Annotated in this window: 16 protein-coding genes; 6 read left to right on the top strand and 10 right to left on the bottom strand. The window is 52.3% G+C overall.

Annotated features, from left to right (window positions below):
• Positions 1–510 precede the first annotated feature (510 nt).
• Both ACMHLQ_RS01710 and ACMHLQ_RS01705 read right to left on the bottom strand, forming a co-directional pair.
• A complete protein-coding gene (locus ACMHLQ_RS01710; protein ID WP_415400806.1) occupies positions 511–1176 on the bottom strand; it encodes a phosphatase PAP2 family protein in 666 nt (221 codons plus the stop codon).
• Between the two features lie 914 nt (positions 1177–2090).
• Positions 2091–2921: a LytTR family DNA-binding domain-containing protein gene (locus tag ACMHLQ_RS01705; RefSeq protein WP_415400804.1), complete on the bottom strand. Its 831-nt coding sequence runs from the start codon at positions 2919–2921 to the stop codon at positions 2091–2093.
• A gap of 241 nt (positions 2922–3162) precedes the next feature.
• Here ACMHLQ_RS01705 and ACMHLQ_RS01700 point away from each other — a divergent pair, with 241 nt between their 5' ends.
• From ACMHLQ_RS01700 to ACMHLQ_RS01690, 3 genes are all read left to right on the top strand, one after another.
• Entirely contained in the window at positions 3163–3927 is a 765-nt protein-coding gene (locus tag ACMHLQ_RS01700) for a MipA/OmpV family protein (RefSeq protein WP_415400803.1), read from the top strand.
• Positions 3928–4150: 223 nt separating this feature from the next.
• On the top strand, positions 4151–4675 hold the full coding sequence (locus ACMHLQ_RS01695; protein WP_415400802.1) for an acyloxyacyl hydrolase: 525 nt from the start codon (positions 4151–4153) through the stop codon (positions 4673–4675).
• Positions 4676–4954: 279 nt separating this feature from the next.
• A complete protein-coding gene (locus tag ACMHLQ_RS01690; protein ID WP_415400801.1) occupies positions 4955–6805 on the top strand; it encodes a CocE/NonD family hydrolase in 1851 nt (616 codons plus the stop codon).
• A 1118-nt stretch (positions 6806–7923) separates the two neighbouring features.
• On the opposite strand, the gene ACMHLQ_RS01685 is transcribed toward ACMHLQ_RS01690, so the two are convergent.
• The 3 genes from ACMHLQ_RS01685 to ACMHLQ_RS01675 all read right to left on the bottom strand — a co-directional run bounded on the left by ACMHLQ_RS01685 (position 7924) and on the right by ACMHLQ_RS01675 (position 11822).
• Positions 7924–8592, bottom strand: coding sequence for a hypothetical protein (locus ACMHLQ_RS01685; protein ID WP_415400800.1), 669 nt, complete (start codon positions 8590–8592; stop codon positions 7924–7926).
• A 735-nt stretch (positions 8593–9327) separates the two neighbouring features.
• A complete protein-coding gene (locus ACMHLQ_RS01680; protein WP_415400799.1) occupies positions 9328–10284 on the bottom strand; it encodes an adenylate/guanylate cyclase domain-containing protein in 957 nt (318 codons plus the stop codon).
• 776 nt (positions 10285–11060) lie between these two features.
• Positions 11061–11822, bottom strand: a complete 762-nt coding sequence (locus tag ACMHLQ_RS01675; protein ID WP_415401012.1) for a tyrosine-type recombinase/integrase — start codon at positions 11820–11822, stop codon at positions 11061–11063.
• A 165-nt stretch (positions 11823–11987) separates the two neighbouring features.
• On the opposite strand from ACMHLQ_RS01675, the gene ACMHLQ_RS01670 reads away from it, so the two are divergent.
• A complete protein-coding gene (locus tag ACMHLQ_RS01670) occupies positions 11988–12458 on the top strand; it encodes a hypothetical protein (RefSeq protein ID WP_415401013.1) in 471 nt (156 codons plus the stop codon).
• Between the two features lie 250 nt (positions 12459–12708).
• Here the strand turns inward: ACMHLQ_RS01670 and ACMHLQ_RS01665 are convergent, their stop codons facing one another.
• Positions 12709–13437, bottom strand: coding sequence for a hypothetical protein (locus ACMHLQ_RS01665; protein ID WP_415400798.1), 729 nt, complete (start codon positions 13435–13437; stop codon positions 12709–12711).
• A 35-nt stretch (positions 13438–13472) separates the two neighbouring features.
• Entirely contained in the window at positions 13473–14303 is an 831-nt protein-coding gene (locus ACMHLQ_RS01660) for a LysR family transcriptional regulator (protein WP_415401010.1), read from the bottom strand.
• A gap of 380 nt (positions 14304–14683) precedes the next feature.
• Between ACMHLQ_RS01660 and ACMHLQ_RS01655 the strand changes: the two genes are divergently transcribed.
• Positions 14684–15304, top strand: coding sequence for a LysE family translocator (locus tag ACMHLQ_RS01655; protein ID WP_415400797.1), 621 nt, complete (start codon positions 14684–14686; stop codon positions 15302–15304).
• A 208-nt stretch (positions 15305–15512) separates the two neighbouring features.
• Here ACMHLQ_RS01655 and ACMHLQ_RS01650 read toward each other — a convergent pair whose 3' ends face one another.
• On the bottom strand, positions 15513–16046 hold the full coding sequence (locus ACMHLQ_RS01650; protein ID WP_415400795.1) for a hypothetical protein: 534 nt from the start codon (positions 16044–16046) through the stop codon (positions 15513–15515).
• Between the two features lie 86 nt (positions 16047–16132).
• Between ACMHLQ_RS01650 and ACMHLQ_RS01645 the strand changes: the two genes are divergently transcribed.
• Positions 16133–16795 carry a TetR/AcrR family transcriptional regulator gene (locus ACMHLQ_RS01645; RefSeq protein ID WP_415400794.1) on the top strand — a complete coding sequence of 221 codons (663 nt, stop codon included), beginning with the start codon at positions 16133–16135 and terminating at the stop codon, positions 16793–16795.
• Between the two features lie 1106 nt (positions 16796–17901).
• Here the strand turns inward: ACMHLQ_RS01645 and ACMHLQ_RS01640 are convergent.
• On the bottom strand, positions 17902–18321 hold the full coding sequence (locus ACMHLQ_RS01640; RefSeq protein ID WP_415400793.1) for a hypothetical protein: 420 nt from the start codon (positions 18319–18321) through the stop codon (positions 17902–17904).
• A 252-nt stretch (positions 18322–18573) separates the two neighbouring features.
• Positions 18574–18831 carry a hypothetical protein gene (locus ACMHLQ_RS01635; protein WP_415400791.1) on the bottom strand — a complete coding sequence of 86 codons (258 nt, stop codon included), beginning with the start codon at positions 18829–18831 and terminating at the stop codon, positions 18574–18576.
• Positions 18832–19433 lie beyond the last annotated feature (602 nt).

The raw sequence follows: 19433 nt of genomic DNA, 5'->3' as shown, positions 1-19433 counted from the left end.
GACGGCGGGAACCTCAGACAATTGTGACTTTGGTCCGAGGTTTTCTAACACAGCATAGTTGCTGTTGTCAGGACTGCAGAACGTCGGTCAAACAGCCACCTTTCTGCGGGAACGGCGGGAAGCTGACCTTCGCTGCAAACACAAGAATTATGCTTACAACAAGGAAGCAGACGTCTGCTGTTCAAAAGCGACGAGCACACGACCACTACGCCAACAAGAGTCGCGGTTCACTTATCCTCGACAGTTTTGTACTCGATAGTCGCGCAGCTGCTGATGCTTCGCAGCTATCAAGCTGGATCAACAAAGTGAGTTCATCACTTGATCTGTGTAACAAAGCCCTGCCGCACCACTAGCCTTATTTAAATCGTCGGTTAGAGCCAAATCGTGAGCAAATTGAAGAGTGGCCGTGCGGAGTAAGCCGAAGCCTTCTGCGAAACGTCAGATTTCGTGAAAACAAGCGGAGGATGCGACGGTAGCGTGGCAAAGACAGAACACAAAAGAAAACCAACGTCACAAACAGAACGGCAAAGAGGGTGTCGGAGAGAAAATGGCGACCCATCGCGATCCGCAAAAAATTCCGGTCAGCGAGATCGAACCACAAACAACAATAACACCTCCTTGCCAGGACCAAAGCGCCCATTGGCGCTTAGAAACGACACCGGTCAGCAAGACAACTGAAAGGAACATGGCCGTCGCCCCTGAACCTTCACCAGAAACGAAAGAGCAATTGGTTAAGCATTGATCTGTAATCTGGAATGGGGGCGTGAAATTGGCGATGCCTCCGAATTCAGTGATGTATGCTGGGCGTGCGCGCCCCCACAGCCCTTTCAGAACGACATTTGCCAACAATCCGGGTCCCAACAGATATCCCAGAACAATGATTTCCGACGTCAAACGCAGACGTCTCAGTGGGCCGTGGCGGGCTAACAGCGTCACGGCCAAGCAGGTCAAGCCGGCCGTAAAAACGAGGTACATCAGCGTTTTGATCGCCTCACGAGCTGATTGGACCGGGCTGAGGTTATTCAGCCAAAACTCCTGGTTGGTATCCAGAAACAGTCCCGAAAACCAGATGTCGATGTCCGGTAGGATGGCGAAAGTCAATTGCACGCCACCGATTACGTATAGTGTGGCGACAATCGCCGGTGAAGCATCAAGTTTGAATCCAGTGTTTCGCATTCTGAGCACTCACGCTCACCACATACCAAGGCTGCTGCTGGCCGAATCTTCGACGGCGGCTCAACGGCGTGGACCTGGCACCTAAGGTGGACGTCCCTTTGAAGTTGTAGAAACAAACGCTTTGGGCGCGCAGACCTTGCGATCAAAGATCAGGGGCAAAGCTATAAGTCGGCCGAACACTTACGTCGGTCGCATTGTCAACGGTGCCGCCATGCTGCATCGGCAGCGCCGATGGCGTGTTGTTAGGAAATCGTGGCCATGCAGCTCATATTGACTAGTCTGGGCCAACACGCATTGGGCGATACCTGCTTGGAATTCCACTGCAGTTCTGTATGGATGGGAAAAACCATGCTTCTGCATACTGATTGCTTGGCTGCTATGTCGCTGGCGGTCCCAGTTTTGCCCTTGGTTATGTACGCAAGTGTCCACTGACGGGACTTGCACGCTATGGTCGCGTCAAAGTGGCCATAGCGTCTGTGCATGTTTGCATCGGCGTCACTCCTTAACGAGTCTGCAGTCAGGTTTGCGCCCGTGTCTTGATAAATCTCGCGCGCTTCTCCTAACCCCGGCGTCTCGTTCAGTATTGCACTGGCGACCAAGAAAGCTGCAAACCGGCTAGTGTATCCGATCACTTTGAAATTGCCATTTACCACTTCGATGTCTCCTGTTTTTAGTAATTCAAACCGTCTTGTGCTGCCTTTGCGGGCTATGGCGTCGGATCGACCGAAGGCGCCGTGCCCTGCGTAAGACCACGCCGTTGAATTAGGAGATGAGGTACGTATGATTGGACTAAGTTCGTGAAATTGTGCTGGTTCTACGTGAACGGCGATCGGTGCGTCGCCAATGGTCTTGTTTGATCCACCGGCGCAAACGCTGACTCGGCGGCTTCAGAATTTGATCTAAAGCCACCTACGCTATTTTTGGTTTTTGAGTTCGCTGTAGCGACGGCGACTGATCGGAACGACGTCTCCATTTGACAGCTCGCAGACATATGCACTGCCGGTTCGGACTATTTTCTTTACGTGACGTAACCGGACCCAGTGAGAACGATGGCATTGCAAACCGCGCATCGGTTTCAACCGCTCTTGCACGTCCGAAAACTTGACTTTCACAGTTGCGGTGCCGTCGGCACAAACAAAATAGACGTAGTGATCCTGCGCTTCGGCCCTAATAATGTCGGAGCCTAGACGGTCAGGAATTTCCGGAAACAGTTCGTGCAGTTTGGGCTCAGGCCTTAACTTGTCCAGAACTTGATACCGGTATCCTTTGGCAAGCTCTCCAGTACGATAGGCCAACCACGCTAACAATGTTCCAATCGCAATGGATGGAGGAGCGACTTCCATCACCTCATTCACAAAGAGACGCAAATACTGATGATCCCGAAAGGCCTCAGCACTGTCTGCGTCCGCGACGTATTCGACAACTAGCGAAAACGGCGCGATCAAAATGGGCAACGCGACGATGGCTATGACGACGGATGTGAACGGTTTTACTGACAACAAGGTCATCAAGGTTGTACTGCCTATCAGGATCACTGCGCCAAGCGAAAAGTAAGTGATCCAAACAAGAATTGATGTGCCAAAGCTCAATGAAGCGGTGGGTTCCGGCTCAAAACACGCGACGATGAATCCGAACCAACATACAGCGATCAACGCGCCTTTCAGCAGACCGCGAAACGACGGTGGCTTTACACCAAGAATTTCGTTACCGGCGTCCGTGAGCGCCGCCTCTATTCGTAACAGCATCACCTGTCCTCTCAACCCGTGTCGTTGTGCGCAACATGATGGGGTCTAGGGAGCGGCACTATCGCTTTTTCGCCAGCGGTCGAAACACTACCGCTCACGATGCAGTTCACTCGCCTTGCGTTCTTCGCTGCACCATTCACGAACTTCGAATGTCTCTTCCCCAGTTGGTCACTTAGTCCTTCGCGCAATTCCCGCCCCAACGAAATTGGAACGAACGATGAAGTGTAACAAGCTAGACCGAATGAAAATCTTGCTTTTGGCCCTGTCCTCCGGGATTGCGGTAGCTCTGCCAAGTGCTGGTAAAACCCAAGACTGGACTGGGACCGTTGGAATCGGTGTTGTATCTGGTCCCACATTCTCAGGCTCAGACGAGACTGAAACCGGCTTTGGCCTCGATATAGATATCGAGTGGCGCAACAGATTCTTTTTGAACGAACGTGGTGTCGGCGCATATGTGTACCAACCCAACGGAGCAGACGGCTTCCGATTTGGCCTTGCCTTGGGATATGACTTCTCCGGTCGTTCGGTGGATGATGATGCACGTCTTGCAGGTCTAAGCGAAGTCGATGGCAGCGCGGCGTTCACAGCCTTCATCGAGTATGACTTGGGGTTTGCCGACTTGGAGTTTGAATTGTCCAAGGCGCTAGGTAGCAGCGGGCACGAAGGGTTAACCGCTGAGGCCGGTCTTGAATTCAGCACACCTGTGGGCGAACGCACCTTGCTCAGCGTGACCCCTTACCTGCGCTGGGGCGATGACAGCTACACCAGCGCACTGTACGGCGTTTCCTCTGCCGACTCTGCAGCGTCAAGCTTTTCTCAGTTCGATGCTGGATCCGGCGTCGAAAGCTACGGTCTCTCGCTTAGCGTCGCGCATCAGTTCACGGAAACCGTCGGTGTATTCGGTGCAATTGATTACAGCATGCTGAGCGGTGATGCAGCCGATAGCCCCATCGTCTTTGACGACTCGCAAACCAGCGTGACTCTCGGGGTGTTCTACTCGTTTTAGTGATCGGCGCGACCAGCATATGTGGGTCGGGTCACAAATCAGAAATAGTCGGCCGTGCCACCGCCAAGCCCAAGGCTTCTCAAGTGCACGACATGGATTGCAGGGAGGCGGGCGTCGGAGCCCGCCTTTTTTTGCATAAGGGCCAATGGAAGATTTCCGCTTGGGGAACCCTGCTCCCAGTGCCCCACACTGGGCCCCCGCGGCTTGAAACAAAGGAAAAGGTATGGACGGACAGCTAGCAGCACTTTTCTTTATGATCAGCCTCTCTGATATGACGCGCAACCACTGTGAAACCGGCTGTTTGGCCCGATCTACGGCGCAGGAGGCGATTTCCTTCTCATATGGTGATGTCATCTTTCAGGAGAACACGATCGGACGCGAAGCGTATCTGCGCTACGATCTCGGATCGGTCTTGGGCCCGTTTCAGCCTGCGATTGGCCTCTCCGCAACTGATAGCGACGATGTTTGGGTTGGGATTGGCGCGACCCACACGACCAGACTCTGGAATAACCAGTCTGGCGCAGGCGGCTACGCCCAGCTGCACTTTATGCCGGGTCTGCATGTGCAAGGCGACGGTCCTGACCTGGGAACTGCTATTGAATTCCGCTCGGGTGTCGAAGTCGGGTGGCAGAGTAACAAGGGTCTGCGCTTTGGAGTGTCTTACGATCACCGCTCAAACGGCGATCTGTCCTCTGTCAATCCTGGCCTTGAGACATTGCAATTGCGTGTCAGCATCCCATTCAGGTGAGGCGTTCCTTCCATAGCATCAACAGCACAACACCGCGCGGGTGCTGTGCGGGAAGATCGAAGACGTCAGCGACCGGATTGCACCGTCAAAAGCGAAAGGCGGCGACAACTCGTTTGGATGTGGTCATGAAAAACAGCGAACGGTCGCTCTTGACCGTTCAATGTGGCCGCGCTGCCGCTAGCGGAACGGTGCTCATAGTTCACGAACTATTGGTATTGTCGGCGCCTGCCTCCCGATAGCTGAGCGTTACTATGACTGTTTGGCCGAAGGATCGAAGAAATGAAAAGAGCTATCATAGGGACCGCAATTGGTCTGAGTTCCGCCATTGCCGTAGCCGTGATTGGAGGCTTTGCCTATCTGCCCGCAGCGTTCGAAGCAAAGTACGATGGTCCGACACTAGCAACTTCGGACGGAACAAAGCTTGTTACCTTCGTGCGGCTGCCCCAAGGCGACGGGCCGTTTCCGACCTTGATTGTGCGTTCACCCTACGAATTGCCGCACACTCCGCTGTCCGGACTGCACGGCATGGACTTAACAAGTATCCCTGATGAGGACCTTGGCGAGCATGGCTGGCCTGAAATCACTGAGGCTGGATATGCCTTGGTTATTCAACACACGCGCGGTCGAATAGGATCAGAAGGATTGGCACTTGGGCAATACGACCGAAGCGATGCCATTGAATTAGCACAATGGGTCCGGCAACAACCCTGGAGCAACGGAAAGATCGGGACTACTGGGGACTCGATCGAAGCTATCAATGCCATGCTGACAAATGCCGAAGCAGATGCCGGCATCGACGCATCCTTCGTACAAATCGGGACACCCGATTTGATAAACGGCGCCCTAAAAGGGCCGGGTGGCGCGCTCAAACTCGAAACCTTCCTTCCTTGGAGCGCTGAGCAAATCCTGACGGCCGACGCCCATCACTACGATCAACTGGGCTATGGGCCGATTACGCGCAGAACATCGATAGTCGGGATGGGCGTTCAAGTAGGTAAGCTTCTCTCAAATCTAGAAGACGCACATACCGTGGAGGCCTGGTGGAAATTGCCTCTTGCGGAGTATCCGCACTTTTCTAAAGCGGCTTCTGGGTGGAAGAACATTCTGGAGAGTCGGCCGGACAGCCCTGTGTCAACCTACTACGATGCCCAGGTCACAAACGTTCCGACTTTTTACGTCGCCGCTTGGTTTGATGTTTTTGCCCCCTCGCAATTGACCGCCTTCGAACTTGGCGAACAGGCGGGTGCAGACCAGCGCCTGTTGGTTCTCAACGGAACGCATTTCACCCCCGAAGAACCCGGTGTTTGGCCGATTCAGCCCATCCTGCCTTGGTTCGACTACCACCTGAAAGGCGAAAGGAATGCACTAGTGGATCTGCCTCGTGTGATCTTTCCAATCGCGAATGCAAAGGATGAATGGTATGGCTCAGACACTTGGCCGCCCATCCAAACCTCTGCAGACACTTGGCACCTGACCAAAACGGGCCGAGTTTCACGCACAATGCCCAGCCGAGAGCAGTCCGGGACCCGGGTTTATACCTACGATCCGGAAAACCCTGTACCCACCGTTGGCGGGCGCAACTTAATGATTTCGCACGGGCCGTTGAACCAATCGTCGGTCCGGGAGGGGCAACGGAGCGACGTTCTTTCCTACGACAGCGATACGTTGGATGCAGAGTTGGTTGTGGCTGGACACGTCTACGGCACACTTACTGTCAGTTCGGATGCCCCAGATACTGACTTCACCATCAAGGTGATGGACGTCGCTCCTGATGGTTCTGCAACCTTGGTCACGGAAGGCATTCAACGCGCCCGTTTTCGAAACGGACTTGGCTCCGAAACTTTCATGGAACCGGGTCAGTCTTACCAGCTTCGGATCGATCTTGGCCACATCGCATGGAGATTTGCACAGGGCCATCGTGTGGCTGTCGATATCTCGTCAAGCAACTTTCCGCAGTGGGATAGGAACCTCAACACAAATGATCCCCTTTACTCCAGCACAAGGATTCAGGTTGCCCGCAATTTTGTCCATCACGAAAGCCAAGAAGGATCCTACATCCAGTTGCCGGTTTTGTCCGACATGTCAGAGTTGCAGAGGTTAGATGACTTTCAAACCAGTACTCAAAGATAGTTTCAATACTGGCGTTGGCACTTCGTACTTTCTTTAAAGTGCCTGTCTATCGTTCTGTATCTGGGTCACTGATCGAGGGGTTGTCTAAATGGTTTTCCGGAATTGGCGGGCGCCTTTCGCAGATGTCATCGCGTGCGGGTGTGGCTGTAACATCGAAGCCGAGCCTGCATTCTTTCAGCAGCGAACTCCGGCCCGTTATCTGATCGGATGTATTTTGGAGAACCGTGCCTAAAGAGCAGCGGATAAAGTGCGTCGAAAACATCGTCAGCGCCCATTTTTGGCGCGAACTACAACAGCCGAGGCCTGCCGACTGTACTAATCCAGCACCGTGAGCATTTTGTAGCTGCGTCCATTGCTGAGCTCGTCGTGCAGGAAGTCTATCGCGCAGCAGTGGTTTGGATGGGTTGGTCTCAACCGGATGATGGTACTGTCTTTTTAGTAAAGCCGTCGTCCCTTCTTATGTCGCTGTCGAAGCTGTATTCCTTCCTCACGCCCGAGCCGCTCGACCTTCTTGTGATTGACCATTGTCCGGCAAGCGATTTGGCAAAGTTAAATCTGCCAAGAGAGGTGCCAGCTCTTGACATGAAGCAGCTTCGTGACCTTGCGATGGCCATATCGACCGTACTGTTTTGCTAGACAGTTGATCGCCAGCCGCAGTGCATTGTCGTCGTTAGGTGAGGGACGATATTGCAGGAAGCTCTGCGCCAGGCCAATCACCCAACACTTCGGCCGCTTGGACGTTACGAGCTTTGGCGAGCATGAATGACGACGCGACGGTGCTCCTTTCTGGTCAGGCCCTGGGCTTTAGATGGTTCGGGCTTTCCTTCAGGATCAGCTCGTTCTGCTCCAGCTCGGGAACGATCCTCTTCAGCCGCGCGTTCTCCCGCTCGATGCTTTTCATATCAGAGAACCGTGAACGACCTCAATCCACGCTTCGTTGCCAAACAAACGCCGTAGCGTATTAGCTGAGAAAAGATGAAACCTAACTTGGTCAGTAGATACCCAAGCAGGGTTGCAACCTGCACCACCGGCCTGGAGTGGCTCATATTTCGATGGGTTCTAACGCTTGGAGACACATTGTCAGGCACGGTGTCTTTGCAGAATCCATGCCGAACTATTTACTGTAGTGCCTTTTCGAAGTTAAAAGTTTCCGGGTTCTTCGGCCCTAGAAAAACCGTACAGATAAGAATGGCAAAGACGCATTCATAGATTTCCCAATTTCTGGGCAAATCAATCCAGACCACGAATCCCGACCAGACTACTGCTACTGGGGCTACCCATCTTTCTGCGACGGGCACCGCTAAAAAATCTAGTGCTCCGCGGACAAACGGCGAAATTGGGTATAGAAGCGGAATGACTACAAGATATGCCAGTATGGTAGCTGACAACAGAGTGCCAAACCAGAATTCCACAAGTTGTTCTCCTCCAACAACAAGGTTGTGAATGTTAGTCTCTCCCTGGAAATTGTTTTTCAAGAAAAATTCGTTACTCTTGATGCCGAAAATTCTTTGGCCCCATGAAACTTCTTCCCCGGCTGCAATCATGAACGCAAGCGCGTAAAAGACCAACAACCAACTCTTGTACCCTACAACACGGCGCGACAGTGCTGCTAGGCTGACACTAGCCAACGCGAGGAGGATCGCGGTCGAATATTCCACCAAGTGATCTTCAGCGGCAAAATACCGGGAAAATGCTAACGGCCGGAGAACTGCAAAATACCATGTACTGATGGTCAAAATAAAAAGAAGCAAAAGGAAAATCAATCGTAAGTTATGACTGTAAAACATGCTAGCTCCTCAGCGTACCTGCTCTAGTCTTGAGTGACAAAGTGGTATGTTGCTTATGTTTTGCTTGCGGAACTTCGCGAACTTGATGCTAGCTTACGCGAGCGGGCCTGCAATTTGCGTCGGCGGTCGTTTCCTTACCGCGAACGGTTTCACCAAATACAGGAGGTGTTTGAGGCCGGAACGAGGCTGACTCACAATAATCTTGTTTCTAGCCCTTTGTCTCTGGGCGGCTAGTGGGGTCGGCATGCGGTTCAGCGCAGAATTTCAAAGGCGGATTGGTGATAGTAATTTGCTGGAGATCGAACTACTTGTCGGCGATGCAAGCGGTAAAACGCTATCAGATGGGTTCAAGTCGGATACGTCCGTCTTGGTGTGATGGTCTCGCCTCATTTGAGTTTCGTAGCTTGGTGAGTTCTTTACAGTTCATCTGAGCTTTCAAAAGCACGTTTTGGACAATCATCCGTAGGATATGGTGATGTATGCCAGTTTTCAATGATAGCAGTTAAGGGAGTACAGGTTGGTAGATGCTTTTGCACTTGCAGCCAATGTCCGGAAAGTAGGATGCGACCGCAGCATCGACGGCTACTGCTGGATTCCGGTTATGGGCTGGGCATTAGCCTTTTCCCCACGCATCGGCGGATATGCACAAAGAGTGCAAGTGACTATAATCCGCTTCGCTCACTTCTGTTGCCCACGGCCGACCTTCATCCCGCGAGGCAGTATCAGCGCCTCGGCTCACTCGGAAATGGTCCAAAGCGCCAGTTGATCGGTTTTTCCGCGCGCATGGTAGTTGGGAAGTTGGGATAGTATCTTGCTAACGTCTTTGGGCAATTGTTCCCTGACAGCATCCGAGATCACTACTTCCACTTCGAAGTCTCTGGCAGCGCTTTCGATCCGGGCGGCGGTGTTCATTGTATAGCCTAGCAAAGCTATCTCCTTCTTCCATGTCCCAATCTCACCTGCGGCAACTGGCCCACAATGCAAAGCGACCCTGATTTTTGCCTCTTGCCCATATCGAGCGACGTATTCTTCGGTTTTGGTCTCTAGTGTGCGGGGCATTTGATTTGCGCACGCAACACTCTGTTCATAACTCTTCGGGTTCGCAGTCGGCCATGTCACGATGACTGCATCTCCTACGTATCGGTGCACTTCGCCGCCATTGCTCTCGATGGGTTGAGACAGATCGTATGAAACATCAGAAAGGAACTCGTGGAACCTCAGTTCGCCAAGCCTCTCTGCGAGCGAGGTCGATCCCACGAGGTCTGCAAAAAGAACAATTCGGTTTTCTAACCGGGGGTGTCGATATCGTCCGGTGAAGATCGCCAAAGTTGCTTCCCGGCCAAGAAGCCTAAGCAGTTCAACCGACGTGGAAATGGCGGACGCAATCGCTGCGGATATCGCAAAGTTCAAAGCAAATTCAGGTTCCTGCCACAGTTTCTGATCAAGCAACGCGCGCGCGGGAACTATGATCCCGACAACGATAATGAGACTGTACGTAATGGTTCTAAAACCAATGATGGCGATCAGCGGAGTCTGCCGCAGCCATCGGATCGATTGATTAGAGAGAAAGGTAAGTTCTGTCGTTAGGCACCCTGCTCCAATGAGTAACCCAGTCATACCGCCGACAACCGCGTCGACCGGACTATCGTATCCATCTGCGAAGATGAGCGGTGTGAGCGCGCCAATACACATGGAGAGTACAATGACCTTCAAAGCAAAGGTCGCAGTTGGTTTGTCGATTAAGGCTGCCCCCAGGAACAGAAATTCACTGTTCTGCTATCAGACTCTAGAACTGGCGGGAACGACAACTCAAAGGGGCGGAGCATTCACACTGGCAGGCGAAAAGGTCCTAGGTATCTCTTGTGAAAGCAGTCACTGGAGCAAACACAGCGGATGGTGGTTTTCGAGTGCAAAGCCAACAGCACGCTTCAAAAAACCAAAGTCCGCCTTGGGCTGCCATCTGTCAGACGACCAAGTCAGTCAGATGACGGCATCCGCGGCTAACTCCCGAGAAACGCTGCCCCCGATCGACGGAAAGCACCTTTGATTTGGGTCAAAGACCTCTAGAAAACTCTGCTGCTAGGCTGTTGTTATCGCTTGGAATAGGAGTCTCTCAAATGAGGAATTCTTCAGATGATCTGGCCCTCAAATCTGCTCTCGAACGGGGTCGCAAGTCGGTTCGAGATGGCACAGTTGGTAATCCCTACCCACCCGATTCGGCAGCGTACAACCAGTTTGAGCGCGGCGTCGAAGTTGAAACACAGTTGCGAAACGGCGAAGGCAAGCTCCAAGAATTATTCATTCGAACCGTAGGATAGAACGCATAATTGCGAGTCAAAGGCTGACGGAATCAAATGGGTTCTTATTAGCCCACGCTTCATTGGCGACAAGAACACCGCGCCTGTGTCCGCTGTCCGTTCGATCAGTTCGTTCCGCGCAAGGTCTGCTTCGGGGCTGGGATCGCAAGCTTATCTCAACTGCTCCTCTCGCCCACGCAGCATGCCCACTATCTCGCCCGATGCCCTACTTCTGTTCTTTCGCGGCCAAGACCAATTGGGCTCCGCTTTGTTCTGCAGAGTGTTCCGCAAACGCTGCAGCCTAATGTCCTTTCTGGATTTCTGGAGTGGTGCAAATCGACGGGAAATCTCGTTCTCCAGACCGTCGCAACACAGATGGCCGTAAGTTCGACTGACAGTGTCGGTGTTTGAGTGGCCGAGCTGTTTCGCAATCATTGCGAGCGGCGTACCTGCTTGTACCAGTTGGCTTGCATATGTGTGCCGAAGCCCGTGAAACACGAAACTCTCCGGCAATCCTGCCCGTCTCACGGCTTCCTTGAACAAGTGCTTATGGCAGCCAGACCAAGACCGTCCTGACGCCATTCTAAAAACCAGATCCTCATCATCCAATGTTTCGACTTGGTCCAAAAAGAACGTCATGCCTTCGTTTGGCAGTATGACGTAGCGTCCCCGATAGCTTTTCATGGGAGCCACGTAGATGCCAAATACATGGCCTCCAACGTCTCGCACTTTCAGGCGGGCGAGCTCAGATACTCGACAGCCGGAGTAAAGCGCGCCTTGAACCAATAGTGCTAGATCTGGCCTACAGCAGGCGATCAAGTGCTTTGCTTGGCCTCTGGTCAGAAAGACCTGTCGCGGCGTATCGGCATGAGGCACACGCCGAAGGCGCCTCCAATACAATTCACTCTCGACATCACCGTTTTCCCACGACATCTCAATTGCCATTCGGAGAAGTCCGATGACGGTGTTTAGAGTTTTTTTCCTCTTTCGAAGTCGCTCATGATCCAGGTCTTGCAGGCGCACGTGCACACCCGCATCGCCTCTACCTCGTTTGGGTGGGGTCTCGAGCACGTCTATACAGAACTCTGTAAACACTGATTGGCTGAGTTCTTCTACGGGCAGATGGCCAAGGCGAGGAATGATGTGGTGGTTGATCAGAGACAACATTGTCTCAAAGTATGTCCTTGCGGCTGCGACACGCTTCCATTCTACGAAGGAGTGCATCGCATCGCCCACGGTAAAGCGCCCCTCAGTTTTTGTGTAGTTGAGCTCAGCGTTGACCCCTACAGAGTACGGCTCGGAAGAAACTGCCAAAACGCATGGTTGATTAAACCACTTGATAGCCTGTGCCAACGCTTGCTCATAATTTATGCCGTCTCCCTCGATCCTTCTATTTGGCCCAAGCCGTGTTTGTTTGTACCCGCCGTCCAATCGACGAACTCGGGCCATCCAGTACTGTTTGCCGGACGGGAGCTTCTGCAAACCAATGTGGCGGCAAAACTGCAAGATGTTCCAATAAGGGCTGGTTCTGGGCCGAAGCCCATTGATGTTTTTCTCACAAGACAATGATGGTGCGTGCACTGTTCGTTGCATGTTTCTAAAACTCCGTCAGGCTGGACGAAGTGAGTGTTGCCGACATATTCGACAGAGCAATGATTGATTGGACAGGCTTTCAACAAGACGAGTGTTTTCTTTGGAGAAGCGGCGGCACCTGACTGGTTGTCAGGATAAATGGCAGGTTTGGGCTGGGGTGTGACCTTCGAGCCAAGCGCGGCGGAGATCACGGAGCCTAGCTCGCCAAATACCATGCACCTCAAAATCAGATTTTGAGCTTCCAACTGAGCATCTTCTCTTCGACGAGATTACAGCGCTTGGCCAGATAGACAACATCATCTCTACTCAAGTAAGCCATCAGAGCATTGAAGTGTTTCCCATCATTCAAACTTCTCCAAAGTAGAGCGTCCGGATCATGGTGGAGCCAATTGGCTCTTACACTCAGACCCTTGTCAGCAACAGTTCTTAGGATGAAGGCAAACCAGAAAGATGGACTCCAGACCAAGTAAGACATCCAGAAACCGATAAATGCCATGTGACCCGCTAAGCCCTCCCCTCTCAAACCATGGTTAGGCGACATCCAAAACTCACCGTGATAAACGGCCGTACCAGTGATCCTAGATGCACCAGGTCCAGACACATAACTGGACAGTGCTTTGTCCATCTGCGGAGATGGAGGCCGGAACCCAAGGAAGTTTGATCCTAAGTATTCGCTGAGGGTCATATTATCCAAGTCTATGAGACGAAGCGCTTGCGTGTGCACAACTTCGCCGCACTTGTTCTCACCTATTATGAACAAACAATCGCTGTGTTCTATTGGATGCTCTTTGTCATCGAATGCCGATGTGACTGGGTATCCACGAGAGGAAACATCGATACTATTGCGGTAGTCATTTAGGGATGTGCCGATAGTAATGTTGACTCCAACATCTTTAAGTCGACTGCTCTGCAAACCCTCTTTTGCTATATCAATAAACAACTCTGATGAAGTCATCGATGGGATCCTCCGTTGACCTGAAGAGCGCGGCTCTAATCCAAATCTTCAACACGAACCACATCGGCGGGATCGACTGGTAGATAACCCGTGGCTTCAATGTCCGTTGTTTCGGCACCATCAACAACTATCATAATTCCACGACTTTTGTCAGGGAACCTAACCCCAAGAAGTAGGCGGTCAAAATGCATCGGTTGTGAACCATCGTAGCCAGTACGGGGAGCTAGAGTGGCAACCTGATCCAGCACAAATCCCATTCCAGAGACCACCTCGCTGTAACTGCGTTCGAGGATCTCGCCGACGCTTGTACCCAACGGAAAGGCATTGATGTTGCACCCAACACTGCTTCGGGCCTTAACCCAGCCCCACCAAGTGCTGTAGAAGGATAAATCGCCAACTTCGGTACAGATCCAAGATCCTGAGTTCATACGACAGACCAACGATCTTTCTCGCACGGGCTTCATGGATGGGTGTTCAACATCTCCGGAAGCGGAAGACCAACGTTGTAGAGAATGCTTAAATAGCCCTGATGTCTTATCCCAAATGCGTTCAGTTGATTGACGTTCTTGAATGTAATAGAAACCGTTGGGGCCAGTGCAGGCCCGCTTTGGTAAAAATGGACTGCCCAGACTGCTTCCATATAAGAAGCCGTCAAAATCCCTTAAAATTTGCTTGGCAATCGGCAAGACTGCCGCACCCTCTTCCGTCAAAACGTAAGCTCGGTTTTGCAAAACAAGTAAGCTTTTGCCCCTGATACTTTCCAATTGGCCCAGATGGCGGCGAACGGTCTGCCTAGTTGTTGCAAGCTCACGCGCGGCGACGGTTAAGTTACAACTTTCTGCAAGAGCGCAAAATGCATGCAACATCTCATACAAGAGTTTGGGTGACTGCCTCTTCAATTGACGGTCAGTGTTCTCGTGTCGGCTGCCATCCATTGATTGCTGACCTCTTCTCAAGTTTTTTGATCATTTGCCACAAGTATAAGAGTAAACTCAGGAACCGCCACTAGTAGCAAGTAGCCTTTGGCGCAACCGCAACCAAAGGCAGTTGCGACCCGCACCCCGCTACTTCATCAATGAAAACGAATGCCTCTCTCGGGCTGCGGGGCGACCTTGGAACTGGATGCAACGAAGATCAGCAGCGAGCCCATTCTGCCAAATGCTGCGGTTGCACCAGTGTCCGATTTACCGTTGCGCCGTCTGACGCGGCCACGCACAGTAGAGCGCAGCCGCAGGAGGCAACTGCGATGAGTATTGAAGTTTGGTTGGCATACGTCGCGGCATTCACGCTGCTTTCGGTGATCCCAGGGCCGAGCGTCTTTATGGTGATCGGTCAGTCGCTGTCCCGAGGTATTAGAACAGCGTTATTTTGCATCGTCGGTGATTTGCTGGGAGGCATCGTTATGATGACGATTGCCTGTATCGGACTTGGGACGCTCTTGGCAGCATCCAGCGGCGTCTATCTTCTCGTGAAATGGGCTGGAGTGGCCTACATGGCCTGGTTGGGCATAACTCAAATCCTAACAGCGCGTGGGATGGTCGAAGCCGATCTAACCACGCCAGCAACGTCTGCGATCCGGGCGGCAAGCCTCAGAGCTGGATTTCTGACAGGCATTCTGAACCCAAAGGCTATCCTGTTCCACGTGGCAATTCTCGCTCAGTTCATAAACCCTGCGTTCCCTCTGACGCCACAATTCCTCATACTGATGGCGACCTCGACAACGATTGTTTTGATCGTCTTAGGCGCCTACGCAATTTTAGCAGCGCAAGCCCGCAAAACGTTTCAGAGTCTTCGAGCGCGAAAGCGTATGGGTTACGCAGGAGGATCATTTCTTTTGGGTGGCTCGGCCCTGATGGCGTCAAACTGAAAGCCGACATTCGTTTTGGCAATCTGAACGGCTGCAAAGTCCGCACGCAGCGGTCGCCGGAGCGCCCAAAATGAATGTCCGCATTCGGCTGGGCGCTGACACAAGAGCCGCGCGCGGCGGATGTCAGCAGCGAGCCCAACCCTACCGGATGCTGCACAGGCTTCGAAGGTCAGCTTAGAAGTCTTTTGTGTCAAGTTCCACTATGTACTCACGAAACGGCAGAGGTGAACCCCAACCAATTCAGAGCAGTGGCAACAGCCCAGAAAGGCGTGAACACAAATCCGACATGCCTGCCGTTGGTTGATATCTTGGGATGGTGACCGAACATAGGAAGCCCCGCCTGATTGGCGTTCACCAGCGTCATTAGGACCGCAATAACAACAAAGACAAGGTGCAAGGCATCGCGATCCGCAATGCCAAGGGTCAGGCCATAAAGGGCGCCTAGGGCGGCGGCGGCAAAGCCGATTGCCCCCTGACGTTGTTCAAACATCAGCAGAAAGACATAATCCTGTCCGGCGCGCTTCTTGTCCGCTGGGGCGGCCTCGATCGCCGCATCCATCATCGCCATTTGTTCATCAAGTTGCAGTGTTGATGATCGGTTGGGCAGCATGGGTGCGAAGAACGGAAGAACCCAGTTCACGACCCAGCGCGCCTGGGTGGGATAAAGCACCTCGATGCCATGAACGACTACCGGCACGATCAACAGGATAAGGCCAAGGCTGGAGATCGTCAGTTCGGTCATTTTGGTTCTCGCTTGATGTTAATTACCGGATGGTAGTAAATTCAGGGGAATGCCAAGTCAATAATAAAAAACCATGCGGTAATTAAATGAGCGAAACGGAACAGAAAGCACCAAGAGGACGCCCGAAGACCTTTGATCGTGACGCCGTTACGGCGATAGCGATGCAGGCCTATTGGCAGGAGGGGCAGTCAGAGGTCTCGCTGAACGAAGTTTGCCGTCGCGCCAAGGTGTCCAAGCCCACGCTTTATAAAGAGTTTGGCAGCGAGGACGGGCTGAAACAGGCTGTGCTTTCCGAATACCATAGCATGACGCTGGCACCCCTGTTCGAGTTGCTTGAGCAAGATCAGCCCTTTGACAAAGCTCTAGATGCTTTGGCGGAGTACATCCTGCGTGACCACCATGAGCACGGCATGCCGAATGGCTGCCTTTTTGTGGATATGTGCCAATGCCGCGACCAGCTTGGGGAATTGGCGGGACGGCAGGTCGATGCATTCAAGGTGCTTTCCCTGACTGCCTATGCGGCGTGGATCGACAGAGCGAAAGCAAAGGGCCAGTTCACACATGCAGTCGCGTCGCGCACAGCGGCAATCTACATCGAAGCCCAGATCGCAAGCGCGATGAACCTGCAAAGGCAGGGTGCGACGGCGGATGAAGTAAGCGCGATGTTTCGACTTGCCCTTTCGGTATTCCGACCAGAAGCCGCCATTCACAAGATAAATTCAATGGTCTGCTTCGTCCGCGATCTGTGAGTTCGGCCAGCATTGAGTTTTGCACTTGCAGCGAATGTCTCCTCTAACGGGCTGCACCGCAGCGCTCCGGGTCCCGAGTGAACGGCAGGTATGGGCCGTCCCAGTTGTCGACCCCGTTTATTGACGACCAAATGCCGCAACTCGTCTACGGGCGGAAAGACAGCCCAGACTGATCAACGTCGCGTGGATGGAATAATTGCCGCTATCAAACGAGTGTTTGACGACAGCGCCAATCAGTGCACGCCCGCCCTCGCGTTCCTCCTCGCCCTGAACGACGGGGCATCCCGCAAGGGAAAGGGTAAAAAGGGGCCAGCATTGCAGGGCTCCAGGGAAAGTCCATAGCGTGTAGTTGGAATACCAAAATCTGATACCCTGTCGGTCTGACACAGACTTCAAATTTGCGCAGGAAACCGGTTCATTCTAACTTAGATTTTTTACTTTGTATGCTCGCTGTTCCGTCACTTGTCGGATGACTTCAAACGCAGGCGGTGCGACCCACCACGTCTTGCCTATGTTCACCGCAACAGTCTCTGTTACAATTAGATCGTTTCCAACGTCGTCTCGACCAACAAGCGTTCCAGCTTCCACGCAGAATACCCGAACTTCTGTGTCATCCTCGGCGGGGCAATGCAAAGCGTTGCTTTCCACAATAGTGTCACCTTGTACTGGACTAACTCAGGCCTTGGCTATCAAAGAGTGGTTAAGCCTCTTTAAACACTGAAATCACGGCTCAAGTCGAAGGAGATCGCCACATCAACTTTCTTGAGCCAGGTTCAAGGGTATAAAAAACATCCATCCTTGTTCGGTTTTGTCATCGACAACCTGTCATTTTAGTCCGCTTTTCTCCGATCAGGACTTGATAGCTCACCGCAACTCAATTGCCGGGACGAACAACGCATTACAGACCAAGAAAAGATTGCACGGTTAGAAAGCCTGCTGGCGGACTATGTAGTTCGATATGGAGCGCTGCCTGACACGAAGCATTACTTTTCCGAGGGGTCGCGCAACGTTGGGGTCAGGGTATTGGAGCAGCGCGAGTACGATCCAATCCAGACCCAACGGGAGCTTTTCATACCCTCATTCCCGAGCGCAAAGCGAAACACCATTTAAAACAGTGGCGGTTCGCCGAATGTTTGAGTGACGCCAGGCTTTGGCGAAAACGTCCACCGCGCGGCAAGCAGTTGGAATTCGTGCGTTTGCCATCCTTGGTCATCTACTTGATAGTACGGTCGCCAGGAACCAACGACTCGTGCACTTAATCGAACTTGTTCTGCATCAGGCGGTTCAACGTGTGACGATAATCCACGATTGGCATTGCTCCAAAGCGTTTGCAGAGAGGATAAAAGTGGCCTAGCCTGTTCTTTCCTGCGACCAGCAATAACTACATCGACTACGGCGTTAGCCGACACATATCCCTTGATAACAATATCGCCACGGCCATTTTTGCCGATCCTTGGCACAAGTTCGACCTCAATTTCGATTGGTGGTCTTGCAAATAGTCCGCCGTCCTCAATGAGAGGTGTCACGTCTGCTTTGTTGCGCCGCCTCGAATTTCCGTTTGTCATGTTTGGTCGCTCACGAAATTCAAAGTAGCTTCATGCGGTTTCAAAGTGGGTGTTCTGGTCAGCAAATTTTGACTTGTCGCTTCCTGTTGATCATGCGCCATTCTTCAAAAAATGTAGCTCGAGGCCACGCAAAGCTCGAAAATCACAAGCGTGGTGCCAAGTGCAAGAACGGTGCATGCGCCGAGCCGTCGACGCCAGCTGGGGCGTCGGTTGTCATTGGCAGCGATCGGAGACACGTTCTCGAAATTCACGTCGGGTTCTTCCTTGGTGGTTGCAGATGCCGATGGTTTTGCCAAGCAAGGCACAGTCTCTCGCAGCGTCATGGATCGCATCCACATGAGCGAGCGGAATTTCATGCTTTGCCACAGTCAAGGCTGTGTCCATTTGGTCTTTGAGGTGGCCCAAGTTGTGGTCCTTGGCGTATCGCCTTAGATCCTCACACACCTCAATAATCCAGTCGTGATTTTTCATCTCCGAATCCTTGGCTTGTTGATGGCACAACCAAAGATTGTTTTGGTTAATGGTTGGTTAACCGTCACTTATGCAATCGGAGTTGTATTCAGTACTTGTACGAACGGCTGCGGCTGATGCTGGCGTCTTGAGGCTACCAACCATGCGCTCATTGCTACATCTCGCGGCACGAAGCACGTCCAACAACGCTAAGTGTGTTTCATTGAAGCCTGCTCGGCGAGCTTTTTCAGCCGCTATCATAACCTGAACTTCGAAGGACCCTCTTGTATGCAAAACATTTATCTCCCTTTTAACTTTTTAAACTCCACACAACACTTCTTAACGAGAGATTGATCTGCACGGCTGACAGAAACTCGCAGGCGAATTCTCGCCAATTTGTTACTAGACGAGAACGATAAACATGTTGTTGACAGCCGTTTGCGTCAGGCTTGTTGGAATGGAAACTTGCACCGCATCGCTCACGTTAACTGATGATTTGCTCTTACTACTTACCACTTCCGGAGTGGTGAATGAGTGAGGTTCGTCAACTGATGAATGACTACGTGCAACGTTCTGAGATGCAACTACGTCGCAAGCTGCTTTTCCGATTGCTGCGAGACTTC

It is taken from the genome of Tateyamaria algicola (assembly GCF_047715485.1).
Lineage (GTDB): Bacteria > Pseudomonadota > Alphaproteobacteria > Rhodobacterales > Rhodobacteraceae > Tateyamaria.
Note: the sequence above shows the minus strand (reverse complement) of the source record. Positions and strands in the feature narration are given on the sequence as shown.